We start from the raw sequence: 16,265 nt of genomic DNA, 5'->3' as shown, positions 1-16,265 counted from the left end.
CTGTCCAAACCTTTATCGAATCAGGCTACAAACTGACCTTTGAACTCATCCAGAGCCGACTTGATGCGACCTTCAAGATCGTCATCGATCTTGTTCTTCGCGGCCAGATCCTTGATGACGTCGGCATGTTGGGCTTCCATGAAAGTGATCATTTCACTCTCATAGCGCTGCACATCGGTAGCCGGGAAGTCATCACAGAAGCCGTTGTTGGCTGCGTAGATGGCTAGAACCTGGATTGCGACTGGTAGCGGCTTGTACTGCCCCTGCTTGAGAATCTCAACCAGACGGGCACCGCGGTTAAGCTGTGCCTGGGTGGCGGCATCGAGGTCGGAACCGAACTGGGCAAATGCGGCCATCTCGCGATACTGGGCAAGAGCCAGACGCAGGGTACCGGCAACCTGTTTCATCGCTTTAACCTGGGCAGAACCACCAACCCGGGAAACCGACAGACCGACGTTGATAGCTGGGCGCACACCGGAGTAGAACAGATCGGTCTCAAGGAAGATCTGACCATCGGTGATCGAGATAACGTTGGTCGGAATGTAAGCCGAAACGTCACCAGCCTGGGTTTCAATGATCGGCAGAGCGGTCAAAGAACCAGCGCCCTTGGCATCACTGAGCTTACAAGCCCGCTCGAGCAAACGGCTGTGCAGGTAGAAAACATCACCAGGGAACGCTTCGCGGCCTGGCGGACGACGCAGCAACAGTGAGAGCTGACGGTAAGCGACCGACTGCTTGGAGAGATCATCATAAATAATCAGCGCGTGCTTGCCGTTATCACGGAAGAACTCGCCCATAGTGACGCCGGTATAGGGTGAGATAAACTGCAGCGGAGCCGGGTCGGAGGCGGTGGCCGCAACGACGATGGTGTAATCCATGGCACCGTGCTGACGCAGCTTCGCAACAACCTGGGCAACAGTCGAACGCTTTTGACCGATAGCGACGTAGATACAAACAACGCCGTTACCCTTTTGATTGATGATGGTATCGGTAGCGACCGCGGTCTTACCGGTCTGACGGTCACCAATGATCAGCTCCCGCTGGCCACGGCCGATTGGAACCATGGCATCGATGGCTTTCAAGCCGGTTTGCATCGGCTCGTGAACCGACTTACGATCAACAATACCAGGAGCCTTGAGCTCAACTTGGCTGTAGGTGTCAGTTTGAATGTCACCCTTACCGTCGATCGGAATGCCGATACCGTTGACAACACGGCCAACCAGGGCATCGCCAACCGGAACCCGAACAATCTGTTCAGTCCGCTTAACCAGGTCGCCTTCTTTGATGTGCTCGGAGTCACCAAGGATAGCGGCACCAACGTTGTCTTCCTCGAGGTTGAGAACCATTCCCATGGTACCACCGGGAAATTCGAGGAGCTCGCCAGACATTGCTTTGTCAAGGCCGTGGATACGTGCAATACCGTCACCAACCGAAATGATGGTCCCAGTTTCGCTGACTTCTACTTCGCGACCGAAGTCTTCTATCTGCTTCTTGATGATCGCACTGATTTCTTCTGCTCTGATTTCCATGATATTCCTATCACCCCTTTGCTAAGGTATCTGTAATCCGTTTCAGCTGGGTTTTCACACTGCCGTCAAAAAGTTTACCGCCCATCTCTGCCTGCAGGCCACCGATCAGCGACTTATCCGTTTTTAAGCTCAGCACTACCTGCTTGCCGGTCTGTTGTTCCAGACCCTTTTTCAGAGCCTCGGACCGCGCCTTGGTCAACTTGCTGGCCGAGGTTATCTGCGCCCGAACTACACCCGACAGGTCATCGGCAAACTTACGGTAATTCTGATCAATCTGCGGGATATAAGCGACCCGGTCCTTTTCAAGGAGCAGACTGAGGAAGTTTCTCATCCCGTCGCTCAACTCAAGAAGACCACTGAGGTCACTCATAATCGCTTGTTTTTTGCTCAGCGGAAAGGTCGGGCTATCGAGCAACAATCGGAGCATATCTTCGCTCTTCAAAACCGACGCAACATTCGCCAATTGCTGGGCATAGGGCTCAACCTGCTCCTGTTCTGAAGCAATGTTGAGCAGCGCCTTGGCGTACCTTATCGAAATCGCACTGCTTCTCAATTTAACTCTCCCACCTTCTGCATATACTCGTCGATCAGACGGGCATCATCGTCCTTGGTGAAGTTTTTCTTCAGCAGGTCCTCGGCCAAGTCAACGGCTAATTGAGCCGCTTCTTGCTGGAGCTCCCTGCGAGCCTTGGCTACTTCCATTTCAGCAGCTTTTTCTGCATCCTGCTCGATCTTGATCGCCATCTGCTTGGCGTTTTCAATGATCTTCTGTTTTTCCAGCTCACCTTCGCGACGGATAGCATCGCTGATCTCAGCAATTTCATCAGTCGCCTGGGTAAGTTTACGATCATACTCGGCAAACTTTGCTTCCGCGTCTTCTTTAGCTTGTCTTGCTTCAGCTAGCGCTTTTTCGATTTCTTCGCTTCTGCCAGCAAGTCCTTTTTTCAGTGGCTTGCGCAGAAAGTAAACCAAAACAGCCACAACCAGACCAAAGTTCAAAGTCCGGTAGAGGAAATCTTTCAGCAAAACGCCACTATCCGCATGACCATCGCCGGAGGCAAACGCCACGCTGGTTAACAACAAAACCAGCAGAGATGTCAGCAGAATAGTTGTCTTAGACTTGTACATAATAAATTTCAACCCTTCCTGATCGATCTATGCCAACTCACGACCGAGAATCTTAGTCGCAATCTGTCCAGCTAAAGAATTAGCTTCGCTCTTAAGTGTCTTGCTCGCCTCAGCTGCCTCACCGGCAACCTGAGCCTTAATGACCTGCAGACGTTTTGCCGCATTCCCTTGAGCTTCGCCAAGAAGAACCGCTTCCTCTGCTGCTGCGGCTTTCTTCAACTTATTGCGCTCATCATTAGCGACAGCCTTAGCATCTTTCAACTGTTGCTGGTAACGCTGCATTTTATCTTCAATGTCCGCTTCGAGACCCTTGGCTCGATCGTGGGAACCCTCTATTGCTTGACGTCGTTCAGCGACGATTGCCATCAACGGGCGATAGAGTATTTTATTGAGGATTATCAGCAGGATAATAAAATTTACAAACTGCAGACCGAGAGTCCAGTTAACACTGATCACCTAAAACACCTCTTACGTATTGGTTAGCACTAAGTAGGGATATCTACATACAAGAATTGAAGCCTTTATAGCTCGGCTCCAGGGCTAAAGCGCAGCATTGATACCACAGCGACATATTTGTGTCAAGCATCATTGACACAGCAATACAACAGCGTTCCAATTCTAACCTGCTAAACGAGTTGTTTTTTTATTCTTATCCTCGTTTTCTTTCCAGGTCTATTTCACCAACTTTTTTACTTCTGCTTGACCAGCACCCTTCGTTGTCATCTTAATATCACCATTAAAAACGACTTTTTCTTCTATTTTCACGATTGGACTTTCAATAGACCCTTCAACCTGCGCCGGGGCCCGAAGTTCAACCATGGTGGATGCGGTAATTTTCCCCGTAAACTGACCACTGAGGACCAAAGCTCCAACCTGAATATCACCATCAACCACCGCTGTTTCGCCAACGATCAGGGTGTCACTCGATTTTATTTCTCCCGAAAAACTACCGTCCAACCGCACCATTTCATCGAAGCTTAACTTCCCTTCGAAGCGGCTTCCCGGACCGAGAAAGGCTTTAATATCAGCCTTATCTATTGCAACGGGCTTCTTCATCTGTGTTTGCTCCTTTTTTTTCCCACCAAACATCAGCTCACCATTTTAATAAGTAAAAGGATCAGACCGTCACCCCAAAAAGCTCCAACAAGCGCTCCAGTTCGACCTGGTCATGGTAGTTGATTTCTATTCGTCCACCCTGCCCCTTGGTTGTCAATTTGACCTGAGCCCCCAAGGTTTGTTTGAGTGACGACTCAAGTTCGAGCAAATTAGGATCGACCTCTTTAACGACAGGTGGCACAGTTTTTTTAACAGCGGTAAAGTTTTTTATTTTCTTTACCAGTTTTTCCGTTTCACGAACCGACAGTTTTTTACGAATGACCTCTTCACTGGCTTCGGCTATATCATCATCCGTTTCCAGTGATAAAAGGGCACGGGCATGTCCCATAGACAAACGACTGGCCAACAAGTCATCCTTCACCTTATTAGGTAAACGCAGCAGTCGCAAGGCATTAGCAACGGTAGAGCGTTCCTTGCCGACCCGTTTAGCGACCTCCTCCTGAGACAGATCAAAATTATCCATCAGATGACGATAGGCCGTTGCCTCTTCCAGCGGATTAAGATCTTCACGCTGGATATTTTCAATCAATGCAATTTCTAGAGCCCAATCCTCTGTTACATCCTGAATAACGACGGGGACACGTTCTAGGCCTGCTTTTTGTGCTGCCCGCCAACGCCGCTCACCAGCAATAATTTGGTAATGATCGCCCATTTGCCGAATAATTAACGGCTGGATAACGCCCTTCTCTTTGATCGAAGCAACCAATTCGGCCATTTTGCTATCATCAAAAGTTTTCCGAGGTTGCTGACTGTGTGGTTTTAATTCTTCAATCGGACAAGAAAAATATTTTTTTCCACCCTCCTGTGCAGCGGAGCTTAATAGTGCGCCGATACCTTTTCCCAAGGCGGGTCTTTTGGGCTTAACCATGGGCCCCTCCTGCTAATACTTCCTGAGCCAGAGCCATATAAGCCTGGGCACCACGAGAGGCAATATCATACATCAAAGCCGGTTGGCCATAAGATGGGGCTTCGGAAAGCCGAACATTGCGCGGAATGACAGAGTTAAAAACCTTATCCCCAAAGTGAGTCCTTATTTCGCCGCTGACCTGATGACAAAGATTATTTCGACCATCAAACATCGTCAGAAGAATACCACTGACGACCAACTCAGGATTCAACTCCTGCTGGACGAGACGGATAGTCTGCATTAACTGCCCCAAACCCTCCATGGCATAAAATTCACACTGCAAGGGCACCAAAACAGAATCGGCAGCACAAAGAGCATTAACGGTTAATAAGCTGAGGGAAGGTGGACAGTCGATAATAATATATTGATATTGATCGGCTATTTCACTTAAGGCTTGCTTCAACCGATTATTGCGATCGGGCGCCTCTATCAGTTCTATCTCTGCACCAATGAGATCGGTATTGGACGGCATGACATTCAGGTACTCAAGATCACTGCCATGAATAATGTCCGCAGCATCTATCTCCCCGAGCAAAACATTATAAACTGTTGATATAACTTCTGTTTTATCGATTCCTAGACCACTACAAGCATTAGCCTGTGGGTCCATATCGACCAACAATGTTTTCTTCTCTGCAGCCGCAAGGGATGCCGAGAGGTTAACAGCTGTTGTTGTTTTACCAACCCCGCCCTTCTGGTTGGCTACGGCGATAATAGTTGCCATTCTCGATACTCCTTATTGGCAGATGAACATCAGACATTATCATAGACGGGGAGTAAATTCAGCACCATTTATTCTGAATCAAAGTTCGTAAAACAAGGATTTCTACTCCGACTCGGCAGTTTTTTTCAAAACCACCAATTGGCGCTCTGAACCACTGATTGGCAAGCGATATTTAATCAACTCAACAAAACTGAAACCCTTTGACTTAGCCAGACTCTCGGCTGCTTGCCACTCTTTTTGGCCATCTGGCCCTTTCATTGCTAAAAGCCGCCCGCCAACGCTCAACCATTGGGCAGCAAACCCGAGAATAACATCAAAAGAAGAGAAAGCCCGCGCAGTGACCAAATCAAAAAGAGGTTCCCTATCAATATGTTCTGCTAAATCTTCAAGGCGAGTATGTATCGGTTGCAAATTTTTCAATCCGAGCTTTCGACTTACATGTTTTTGAAAATTTATCTTTTTTCCAACACCGTCAATAGAAACAACGTGCAAACCTGAAAGTGCAATGGCAAGAGGAATCCCAGGCAAACCGCCCCCAGACCCCATATCGAGAAGGCGAGTTGATGTGGAAATGTAGGGCAGGAGCAGAAGGGAGTCAATTAAGTGCTTTTCTACCGCACGACCTCGATCACAAATAGAAGTCAGGTTTACCTTTTTATTCCAATGCAAAAGTTCATCGAGAAAGGATTCTTCTTGCAAAAGAATATCAGCGGATAAAACTATCCCTGCTTTTTTTAAACCGACAGAAAAAGAACTATCAACCATGGCGGTATTTGCGCAAATAGATATGTAGAACTGCTATTGCGGCAGGGGTAATCCCCTGTATTCTTCCAGCCTGCCCGAGGGTTTCCGGCCTGATACTTGCGAGTTTTTCTTTAACTTCGGTTGATAGACTTTCTATTAAGGTAAAGTCCACACCTGCCGGAATTTTTATCAGCTCATATTCTTTAAATCGTGCAACCTGTTCTAATTGACGCTGAATATACCCTTCATACTTAATTGAAATTTCCAACTGCTCTAAAGCCTGCCCAGCCAGCAGGCCCAACTCCGGACAAAGTTCGAGAAACTGTGTTATTTCAATTTCAGGTCGTCGAAGCAACAACTCAAGACTCGCGCCATTCTTTAAAGATTCCAGAGACAATTTTGCAACAGCCGCTTTATTACTCGGCCTGACCATGTGCTGTCCGAGCAATTCTCGCCCCCGAGCAATCTGTTCTCGTTTTTTCTCGTAACGCTCCCAACGATCGTCTGAAACCAAACCAAGCTCTCTGCCGATAGGAGTCAAACGAAGGTCTGCATTATCCTCGCGCAACAACAGTCTATACTCTGAGCGCGAGGTAAACATCCGATATGGTTCCAATGTCGGTTGTGTTATCAGATCGTCAACCATAACACCCAAATAACCCTGATCCCGACCAATAGAAATAGGCTCACGGTCTTGACTGGCAAGTGCGGCATTTAAACCAGCCAGCAAACCCTGAGCCGCCGCTTCCTCATAACCAGAAGTTCCATTAATTTGCCCGGCATGATAAAGGCCTGTTATTTTTTTAGTCTCGAGTGTCGGCCGCAACTGGTTTGGTTCTACAAAATCATATTCAATAGCATAACCGGGGCGCATTATTTCAACAGCTTCAAAACCGACCATTGTACGGAAATATTGCAACTGCACATCAGGTGGTAAAGAGGTTGACAACCCGCTGGGATACATCTCACTACTATGTTGACCTTCGGGTTCGAGAAAAGACTGGTGTGAATCCCTATCCGGGAAACGCATAACCTTGTCTTCAATGGATGGGCAGTACCGTGGCCCTATCCCTTCAATAACGCCAGCAAAGAGTGCAGACTGGTGGATGTTTTCGCGGATTATCCGATGAGTCTCGGCGTTTGTATTCGCAATAAAACAATCCACCTGTTTTCTTTTAATTGAATCGGTCATAAAAGAAAAAGGCTTTATTTTTTCGTCGCCGGCCTGTTTCTCCAAGCGGCTAAAATCTATTGATCGCGCTGAAAGTCGTGCTGGCGTTCCTGTTTTCAAACGCCCTACGGTCAAGCCTAACTCGCGCAATCGCTCAGACAAACCCTCCGATGAAGGCTCCCCCGCTCGTCCGCCCGGGTAATTATTCAAACCGATGTGAATTAAACCGCGCATAAAGGTACCGGTTGTCAAAACAACAGAGCGCCCATAAAAAGAAAGGCCCTCCCTCGTCTTAACCCCAACAACAGAATTACCCTCAACCAAAAGATCAACAACGACCCCCTGCTTAAGATCCAGGCAAACCTGAGACTCAATTACCTTTTTCATGCGCGCACTATAGGCCATCCTGTCTGCCTGTGCTCGCGCGGCGCGAACGGCAGGACCCTTTTTCATGTTTAGTCGCCGGAACTGGATTCCGGTTGCATCAATATTGAGGCCCATCTCGCCACCCAAAGCATCAACCTCATGGACCAGATGCCCCTTAGCCAGACCACCTATTGCAGGATTACACGACATCTGTGCAACCGTGTCCAAACCAATAGTCAACAATAAGGTTTCACAACCTATTCGCGCAGAAGCCAGGGCCGCCTCACAACCTGCGTGACCAGCACCCACAACAATGACACCGTAATTTTTTCCGTAGCTCGACATATATACTTAAATCCTAAATAGAATGTTCCACGTGGAACATTCTATTTACCTATACAGAATTGTGAGAAAATCCCAGCCAAAACACTATCAGTAGTGGTTGTCCCAGAAATTAACCCAAGATATTGTAGTGAATCACGAATATCTATAGCTATAAATTCTAAAGAAGCATTATTAGAAAGGGCTGATTGCACAGAGAGCAAAAAACGCTTTGCGGCAATTAAAGCGTCATAATGTCTTTGCTCGGAAAGCATCACCGTGCTTGCATTTGGAATGTGATCACCAAGCAAAAAAGCAGAAATTGCGGCTTTGAGGGCGTCGACACCCAGTCCTTCTTTAACTGAAAGAGGAAAAGTAGGACTGTCGCAAAAAGAAGTGTCTGCCAAGGAATCCAGGTCTGACTTGGTACAGATCAAGAAAAAGTGAGAACCAAGACATTGCCTATAAGCGTAAAGATCTTGTTCATCGATAGGGACAGAACCATCAATCAAAAAAAGAACAAGGTCAGCTTGCTCAATTTTCTGCTTGGCTCGCCTTACACCTTCCATTTCCACAGGATCAAGAGACTGTCGCAATCCAGCGGTATCGAATAAGCGAATGGGGACCCCAGCGATAACCATTCCCTCTTCTATTATATCCCTGGTTGTCCCTGGAACATCTGAAACGATAGCTCTATTTTCACCTAAAAGAAAGTTTAATAAGGAACTCTTTCCAGCATTAGGCCTGCCTACGAGAAGAATAGAAGCACCCTCAGAAAGCACTTTTCCGGTATTGTAGGTATCTGTAATATCAGATATACCAACAATTATTTGTGATACTTTATGCTGAATATTTTCTATGTCTTGCAGGGGCAGATCTTCCTCGGGAAAATCTATCCACGCTTCAATAAAAATCTGAATATTTCGCAGTTGTTCAGTAAATTGATGAATAGACTGACTCAACTGCCCCTCTACTTGAGATAAAGCTATCTTCCGAGAAGAGTTGGTTTTGGAATGAATTAGGCGAGAAACTGCTTCAGCTTGGCTAAGATCAAGACGCCCATTTATAAAAGCACGATAAGTGAACTCTCCAGCCTCAGCCAATCTTAGTCCAAAAGACAAGTAAAGGCCGATGATAGACTTAACAACCTGTTGACTCCCATGACAGTGTATCTCAACAACCTCATCGCGGGTATAGGTATGTGGAGAAGCCATATAAACGGCCATAACCTCATCGATATGTTCCTTTGCACTGTCGACGAGTATGCCGTGGTAAAGATGGTGAGATTTAAAAGATTGGGTATTAGATGAGGATTTGAAAAAAGACTTCAGGGCAATTAAAGACCGTGGTCCGGAAATCCGGACCACGGCGATACCACCTTCACCAACAGCAGTAGCAGGCGCTATTATGGTGTCATTCGTATTCATTGTCGACCCGCTGTTAACTTCAGGCGGGTTGGCGACGAATCAAATACTGCTGTAAAATTGTCAGCAGATTGTTGACCATCCAGTAAACAACCAACCCGGAAGGAAAATTCAAGAATAAAAAAGTAAAAACAACAGGCATCATCAACATGATTTTGGCCTGATTTGGATCCATATTTGTCGGTGTCATTTTTTGTTGAATAAACATCGTTGCTCCCATTATTAAGGGAGTGATGTAATAAGGATCTTTAACCGACAAGTCAGTTAACCAGAAAATAAAAGGGGCATGCCGCAGTTCAATGGCGCCAAGGAGCACCTGGTAAAGGGCAAAGAAAACCGGAATCTGAATCAGCATTGGCAAACACCCACCCATGGGATTTACCTTGTTGTCTTTATAGAAAGACATCATCTCCTGATTGAGCCGCTGCTTATCACTGCCGTATTTTTCGCGCAATTTTTGCATTTCAGGCTGAAGGGTTTGCATGCCCTTCATTGACTTGTAACTTTTCTGCGTCAAAGGCCAGAAAATCAATTTAATACAAACAGTCAGAAGAATAATTGAAAAACCATAATTACCCAGAAATTTATAAAAGAATTTCAACACATGCATGAGCGGTTTGGCTAAGACACTGAAGAAACCATAATCCTTAGCTTCCTCAAATTGGTGACCGGCAGCCAAGAGCAAATCATAGTCTAGGGGACCAAAGTAAGAATCATATTCAAGTGAAACTGTTTGACCTCGATCTAAGGAAAGGTAGGGAGATACAAATTTGTTTTGTACATATCCCTCCTTTTTTTCAATCTGAACCTGTTTGGCTGAATCTCCAGGACTTAAAATAGTTAAAAAATATTTAGTAACAAATCCTGACCAAACTATACCATCACCGTAAATTTTGGCAGAGGTATCTAAATCTTCCAAATCTTCTTCAAGAAGTTCTTCACCATCGAAAGAAAGAGGGCCAATGAAGGTATACATATCCTGCATACCTTCTTCTTCCGGTTCTTCCAGAACAGAAATTAAAGATAAATTTAAATATCCATTTATTGGTGCTGCTGAACCATTTACAAGTTGAACACTCACTCCAATTTGATAATTATCAGCCGAGAACGTGTAGTTTTTTATAATTTTTAAACCAGAAGATGTTACTGCAGAAAAACTAATAGTCCTATTTGAAGAATCAATCTTTATTTTATCGCTCTGCTCACCCACGAGTTGAAAAGGCAAATCTGAAGGAATAGATATTCCTTCACTTCCACTCGTTTTAAAATTTGCCAAATTAGTTGGACTAAAAGTAATCAATTCATATGATTCAGAATTTTCCTGTTTAGATTTTTTAAATTTATTAAGTTTAACTGACCGTAAGGTTGCACCAATAGTCGATAATTTTATATCGTAATTATCTGAAACTACATTTATTATTTTTTCTTCGTGCTTTATATTTACAGTTAAATTTTCAATCTGTGATGTTTCAATTTGAGAAGTAACCAGTTTATTATTTTGCTGTTGAATTTGTTGTTCTTCTACTACTGGTTCTACGGGAGTCGGAATTGGCTGCTGAGATGGGAAAAAAATACTATAGCCAGACCAAAGAAGAATGATTAAGGCAACAGCTAATATAGTGCGGTTATTTTCCATTATTATTTATCCTGTTTATTTAAAGCAGGTACGGGATCAAAACCGCCCTGATGAAATGGATGACACTTTAATAGTCTTATTATAGTAAAAAAAATTCCGCGCAATAATCCATGTTTAATAATTGCTTCTCGTGCATAAGCTGAACATGTTGGATAAAATCGACAAGATTGTGGCAAAAGAGGTGAAATGGTATAGCGATAAAAATCGATGATCAATAAAAAAGGTTTTTCAACCATTTAATTTTACCTAGAATCAAAAACTCGTCTTAATTCGGTATGTACTTCAGAAATAGTTAAATTTGCAGCACCCTTTTTGGCGACAACAGAAAAATCTACATCAGATAGGAAATTTATCTTTTGCTGTCGAAAAAACTCGCGGATAAAACGTTTTATCCTATTACGTATGACCGCATTGCCCACTTTTTTACTTACAGTTAGGCCGAGCCTCGAATTGCCAGCGGTATTATCTGCCAGCAAAAGGATAAAATGGGGTGTATGTAATTTACACCCCATTTTCCAAACTCTTTGATATTCCCAGTTTTTACGTAAATGATAAACCTTGGGAAAGTCGTATAGCATGTAAAACTATTTCTGTGGTGTGGTTGCCGATAGTGATTTACGACCACGACCACGTCGGCGGTTAATAACCGAACGACCATTTTTCGTTTGCATCCGTTTACGGAAACCGTGGGTGCGCTTACGTTTAATACGACTCGGTTGGTATGTACGCTTAGACATAATTCTATCCTCCAATCTTTGTGCTGACAAAGTAGTCCATAAAGCACAGAAGAAAACATCAAGTCAAACAAAAAAAGGTGATCGGCCTTTATATTCTGAAATAAAAGATAATTTCACCTTTTAACAGAAAGTGATGATTGGCAACATAATTTTCTTGGAATCCGTTTGAAATAGCACTTTTCTGATATCTCTTTAGAGACTAACCACCAAAGCAAAGGGTATCCGCAATTTTTTAATAAACAGGTAACTGCTTATAGTCTTTTTAGTTTTTAATTTAGTAGTATATATATAGTAGCTGTTGGTAACGGTATAACAGTCTATATAGCTGAAATTTAAAAGTAATAGAGTGTTATCTTGATTGTCTATATATTGTTTATATGATAAGCAAATTGTTTATAAACCGGATTTTCTGGCAGATATGAACATCTGTCCCCAATTGGGTAAACAAGTTATATTTGAATAAATTAGAATTTTTTATATAAAGTGGGTCGTTTTTATAAAGCATTTCAAAGCTAAGCAGAAATATGGTAGTAAAACAGCATAAGTTGAGGTAGAAAAAATGTACTGGAGATATTCTTGCTATAAAAAAAACATTCTGTTAGCCTTATAGGCTTCGAAACTACCGAAATATATAAATTAATAGGTTTATACACAGCTGTTAATAAAGTGTGGGCAAATCAAAAAATGAATACAATTTGGCAAGAAACAATTAATAAAATTGAAAAAGAAGTGAGTCCACAAAACTTTTCGACTTGGATAAAGCCACTTAATTTTATTAATATTATTGATAATAGGGTCAGTTTAGAGGTCCCAAATCGTTTTATTAAAGATTGGTTGAGAGATAATTACGTAAAAAAGATAGAAAAAATTATGTCTGATTTAGGAACTGTAAACTACAAAATAAATATAAAGGTAAACAGCAGTAAAAAAAGAGAAATTATAGAAAATAAAAATGAAGACAATATTAAAATTGAAAAGATAAAAAGAGAAGAAAGAGAAGAAAATTTAAATCAATTTACTAATATTAATCCAAAATATACCTTTAACAGTTTTGTTTCAGGACAATCTAATCAATTTGCTCACGCTGCTGCAATGGCGGTAGCAAACAATCCTGCCACTACATATAATCCACTATTTATTTATGGTGGAGTAGGTTTAGGTAAGACACATATTGTTCATGCCATAGGAAATGAAATTTTAAATAACAATAGTAACTTAAAACTTTGTTATTATTCCTCTGAAAAATTCACTAATGAATTAATTAATTCTCTAAGACATGCAAAAATGGACGAATTTAGAAATAAATTTAGAACCATTGATGTACTTCTCATTGATGACATACAATTTATAGCTGGAAAAAAAAGTACCCAGGAGGAATTTTTTCATACCTTTAATGCTTTATATGAGTCACATAAACAGATAGTTGTCACTTCTGATAAATTTCCAAAAGAAATACCAGATTTAGAAGAAAGACTACGTTCCAGGTTTGAATGGGGTTTAATCGCAGATATTCAAGCTCCAGATATAGAGACTAAACAAGCAATATTAAAGATGAAAGCTGATCAAAATAATATAATTTTACCAGAGGATGTCTCTTTCTTTCTGGCTAATTCAGTTATCAGTAATGTAAGAGAGTTAGAAGGCTATTTAATTAGGATAGGGGCCTTCGCTAGCTTGACCTCAACGCAGATAAACCTAGATATGACTAAAAACATATTAAAGGATATAATAGTAGAACAAAGTAAAGAGGTCACTATAGAAAACATTCAGAAAATAGTAGCCAATCATTATCAAATAAAAACATCAGATTTAAAATCAGCTAAAAGATTGAAAACTCTGGTTTTACCAAGACAAATAGCAATGTATATTAGTCGAAAATTGACCTCTGCCTCCTACCCTGAAATTGGTACAAAATTTGGGGGAAAAGATCATTCAACAATAATCCATGCGATTAAAAAAATTGATAGAATAACAGAAGATGATTTACAACTCAGATCAACCATTGAAAAATTGATGAGTGGCATAAGGCCATAAACTGTTGAATAAAAAGTTTAAAAACTGTGCAAATTTATGAAATGTGGTTTTTATCCACATTTTTAGTATTTTTTAAACAAGTTATAAACAGTTGCTCTTATGTGCTTTTCTATTAATAATTAGATATATATAGCTGTATCAACGAAATAACAGGCACTATATATATACTACTAAATAAAACTAAAAACTTATAATAATAGTTCTCTGTGAACGGAGGAAAATCATGCAATTCAACATCAGCAAAGATGTTTTTCTTAAGGGTTTAACTAAGGTCCAAGGAATTATAGAAAAAAGACATACCATTCCTATTTTGGCCAATGTTTTAATAGAAGCTAAAAATAATGAAATTATTATTACAGCAACAGATTTAGAGGTGGGAATAAAATCTAGCTATCCATCGGATGTCATAACTGAAGGAAAAATTACTGTTTCAGCTAAAAAACTTTTTGAAATAATTAAAGAATTACCAAATAAAACAATTAAGTTTGGCTCAAAAAGTAATTTCTGGGTTGAGATAACCTGCGGAAAATCCATATTTAATCTCGTTGGATTATCACCAGATGAATTTCCAAAATTTCCTGATATTAGTAGTAATTCTAATCAAGTTGAAACGACAATTCTAAGTGAAATGATTGATAAAACAATTTTTTCTGTATCAAACGATGAAACAAAGTTCAATTTAACCGGGATATATATAAAATCAGGTATTAACGATTTAACTAATAATATAGCTTTTGTATCAACTGATGGACATAGGTTATCCATGATCCAAAGAACTATGTCTAATGATATAGATGATAAATTTAAAGATGGATTTATTCTTCCTAAAAAAGGAATAAATGAATTAAGGAAAATAATAGAAAACTCTGGTCCTACGGTTGATATTGGTATCTCAGATAATAATTTTTCAGTAAGTACTGACACATCTAAACTAATAATGCGGATGGTCGATGGCGATTTTCCAGACTATAAAAGAGTCATACCGGAAAAAACTGAAAACTCAGCAATTATAAATAGAGAATTATTTTTACATTCTTTAAAAAGAATATCTGTCTTATCAAGCGAAAAATCAAAAGGTGTAAAAGTTAATTTATCAAACGATAATTTGACCCTATATTCTTCAAATCCCGATATTGGTGATGCCAAAGAAGAAATTGATGTTGTTTATGTTGGTTCAGAAATATCCATAGGATTTAATGCAAAATACATAATTGACATACTTCAAAACATCGATAAGGAAAATATTATTTTTTATTTAAAGGATAATATTTCACCAGGCCTTATTCAACCTGAAAATGATGAAGGTTATTTGGCTGTTGTCATGCCTATGAGACTTTAGTTTCATATGCAAATTGAAAATATAGTTATAGAAAACTTTAGGAATATTGAGTATTCGAATATAACTTTTGGTGAAAATATAAACTTAATTATTGGATCTAATGCTCAGGGGAAAACTAATTTAATAGAGGCTTTATATTACGTTGCTTTTCTGAAAAGTTTTCGTACACAGAAAAATAACGATCTACTGAAAGAATATAAAAGCACCGCTAATTTAAAATGCAATGTTTTGAATGGGGGAGTTGATAATTTATTACAAATAAAATTTGGTAAGAAAAACAAAGAAATAAATATAAATAAAAAAAAACCTGAAAAGAAAGATTTATTTAAATATTTAAATATTATTTTATTTCATCCAGATGAAGTCAATTATATAACCAGTTATCCCCACTTCAGGAGAAATTTAATAGATAGATCTATTTTTTTTACAGATTTTGAATATATTAATACCTTTAAAAATTACGCCCGCTGTCTAAAACAAAGAAATACTTTTATTAAATCCAACAGTTCAGATTTAGATTGTTGGGAAGACCAACTTGTAATTTATGGTTCAGAAATTATAAGGAAGAGACTTGAATATATTAATAAAATAAATAACTATTTTTTAATAAATTTAAAAAATCAAAATAATAAAGAAGAATATTCACTTTCTTATTCTAAAAAATATCCTGATTTTCATTTAATTGAAGAAAACTTGAAAGAGGAATTTGAAAGAAAGAGGGAACGAGAACGGATTCTCGGTTATACATTGGCTGGCCCGCATAGGGATGATCTTCAATTCTACCTCAACGGTAAGCCGGCAGAAATTTTTGCCTCCCAAGGGCAGAAAAGATCTCTACTCATTTCGTACAAAACAGCACAGATTCTTGACTACAAAGCTATTCGGGGGCATTATCCAGTGTTGCTCTTGGACGATATGACGAGTGAGTTGGATAGCAATAGAAAAAACATTCTACTTGAAAATCTTCTGAATAATTCTGGACAGGTATTTATCACCTCTACAGATTTCAAAAAGAACAAAATTTCTGAACAGAGCAAAAGGTTCAGAGTCAACAATGGTGAGATCAGCAGCGCTGATTAACGTAAGAGG

17 protein-coding genes are annotated in these 16,265 nt (G+C 40.7%); 3 read left to right on the top strand and 14 right to left on the bottom strand.

The window, feature by feature from the left end; genetic code table 11:
• Positions 1-20: 20 nt before the first annotated feature.
• From atpA to rpmH, 14 genes are all read right to left on the bottom strand, one after another.
• Positions 21-1,529 carry a F0F1 ATP synthase subunit alpha gene (gene atpA / locus ACZ5PT_RS05535; RefSeq protein ID WP_464265811.1) on the bottom strand — a complete coding sequence of 503 codons (1,509 nt, stop codon included), beginning with the start codon at positions 1,527-1,529 and terminating at the stop codon, positions 21-23.
• Between the two features lie 10 nt (positions 1,530-1,539).
• The gene (gene atpH, locus ACZ5PT_RS05530; RefSeq protein ID WP_464265810.1) at positions 1,540-2,082 is read right to left on the bottom strand and encodes an ATP synthase F1 subunit delta; all 543 of its coding nucleotides are present in this window, start codon (positions 2,080-2,082) and stop codon (positions 1,540-1,542) included.
• Positions 2,079-2,657 (bottom strand): F0F1 ATP synthase subunit B, encoded by a 579-nt coding sequence (gene atpF, locus ACZ5PT_RS05525; protein ID WP_464265809.1) that lies wholly within the window; start codon positions 2,655-2,657, stop codon positions 2,079-2,081. Before atpF ends, atpH begins: the two co-directional genes overlap by 4 nt.
• Before the next feature lie 27 nt (positions 2,658-2,684).
• Entirely contained in the window at positions 2,685-3,113 is a 429-nt protein-coding gene (locus ACZ5PT_RS05520) for a F0F1 ATP synthase subunit B family protein (RefSeq protein WP_464265808.1), read from the bottom strand.
• Between the two features lie 216 nt (positions 3,114-3,329).
• A complete protein-coding gene (locus ACZ5PT_RS05515; RefSeq protein WP_464265807.1) occupies positions 3,330-3,746 on the bottom strand; it encodes a bactofilin family protein in 417 nt (138 codons plus the stop codon).
• A gap of 28 nt (positions 3,747-3,774) precedes the next feature.
• Positions 3,775-4,641: a ParB/RepB/Spo0J family partition protein gene (locus ACZ5PT_RS05510; RefSeq protein ID WP_464265806.1), complete on the bottom strand. Its 867-nt coding sequence runs from the start codon at positions 4,639-4,641 to the stop codon at positions 3,775-3,777.
• A complete protein-coding gene (locus ACZ5PT_RS05505; RefSeq protein WP_464265805.1) occupies positions 4,634-5,404 on the bottom strand; it encodes a ParA family protein in 771 nt (256 codons plus the stop codon). Before ACZ5PT_RS05505 ends, ACZ5PT_RS05510 begins: the two co-directional genes overlap by 8 nt.
• Before the next feature lie 102 nt (positions 5,405-5,506).
• Complete coding sequence (rsmG, locus tag ACZ5PT_RS05500) at positions 5,507-6,169, bottom strand: 16S rRNA (guanine(527)-N(7))-methyltransferase RsmG (RefSeq protein WP_464265804.1); 663 nt, start codon at positions 6,167-6,169, stop codon at positions 5,507-5,509.
• Positions 6,162-8,030 carry a tRNA uridine-5-carboxymethylaminomethyl(34) synthesis enzyme MnmG gene (gene mnmG, locus ACZ5PT_RS05495; protein WP_464265803.1) on the bottom strand — a complete coding sequence of 623 codons (1,869 nt, stop codon included), beginning with the start codon at positions 8,028-8,030 and terminating at the stop codon, positions 6,162-6,164. The genes rsmG and mnmG overlap by 8 nt, the downstream gene beginning before the upstream one ends.
• A 41-nt stretch (positions 8,031-8,071) precedes the next feature.
• Complete coding sequence (gene mnmE, locus ACZ5PT_RS05490) at positions 8,072-9,433, bottom strand: tRNA uridine-5-carboxymethylaminomethyl(34) synthesis GTPase MnmE (protein WP_464265802.1); 1,362 nt, start codon at positions 9,431-9,433, stop codon at positions 8,072-8,074.
• A gap of 19 nt (positions 9,434-9,452) precedes the next feature.
• Positions 9,453-11,066, bottom strand: a complete 1,614-nt coding sequence (yidC, locus tag ACZ5PT_RS05485) for a membrane protein insertase YidC (protein WP_464265801.1) — start codon at positions 11,064-11,066, stop codon at positions 9,453-9,455.
• Between the two features lie 2 nt (positions 11,067-11,068).
• Positions 11,069-11,302 carry a membrane protein insertion efficiency factor YidD gene (gene yidD / locus ACZ5PT_RS05480; RefSeq protein ID WP_464265800.1) on the bottom strand — a complete coding sequence of 78 codons (234 nt, stop codon included), beginning with the start codon at positions 11,300-11,302 and terminating at the stop codon, positions 11,069-11,071.
• A 6-nt stretch (positions 11,303-11,308) separates the two neighbouring features.
• A complete protein-coding gene (gene rnpA, locus ACZ5PT_RS05475) occupies positions 11,309-11,644 on the bottom strand; it encodes a ribonuclease P protein component (RefSeq protein ID WP_464265799.1) in 336 nt (111 codons plus the stop codon).
• A 6-nt stretch (positions 11,645-11,650) separates the two neighbouring features.
• Positions 11,651-11,803, bottom strand: coding sequence for a 50S ribosomal protein L34 (rpmH, locus tag ACZ5PT_RS05470; protein WP_464265798.1), 153 nt, complete (start codon positions 11,801-11,803; stop codon positions 11,651-11,653).
• A gap of 684 nt (positions 11,804-12,487) precedes the next feature.
• Here rpmH and dnaA point away from each other — a divergent pair.
• From dnaA to recF, 3 genes are all read left to right on the top strand, one after another.
• Positions 12,488-13,837 (top strand): chromosomal replication initiator protein DnaA, encoded by a 1,350-nt coding sequence (gene dnaA, locus ACZ5PT_RS05465; RefSeq protein ID WP_464265797.1) that lies wholly within the window; start codon positions 12,488-12,490, stop codon positions 13,835-13,837.
• A 223-nt stretch (positions 13,838-14,060) separates the two neighbouring features.
• On the top strand, positions 14,061-15,176 hold the full coding sequence (dnaN, locus tag ACZ5PT_RS05460) for a DNA polymerase III subunit beta (protein WP_464265796.1): 1,116 nt from the start codon (positions 14,061-14,063) through the stop codon (positions 15,174-15,176).
• A 6-nt stretch (positions 15,177-15,182) separates the two neighbouring features.
• A complete protein-coding gene (gene recF / locus ACZ5PT_RS05455; RefSeq protein WP_464265795.1) occupies positions 15,183-16,256 on the top strand; it encodes a DNA replication/repair protein RecF in 1,074 nt (357 codons plus the stop codon).
• Positions 16,257-16,265: the final 9 nt, after the last annotated feature.

The sequence above is a fragment of the Desulfuromusa ferrireducens genome (genome assembly GCF_055389805.1).
Note: the sequence above shows the minus strand (reverse complement) of the source record. Positions and strands in the feature narration are given on the sequence as shown.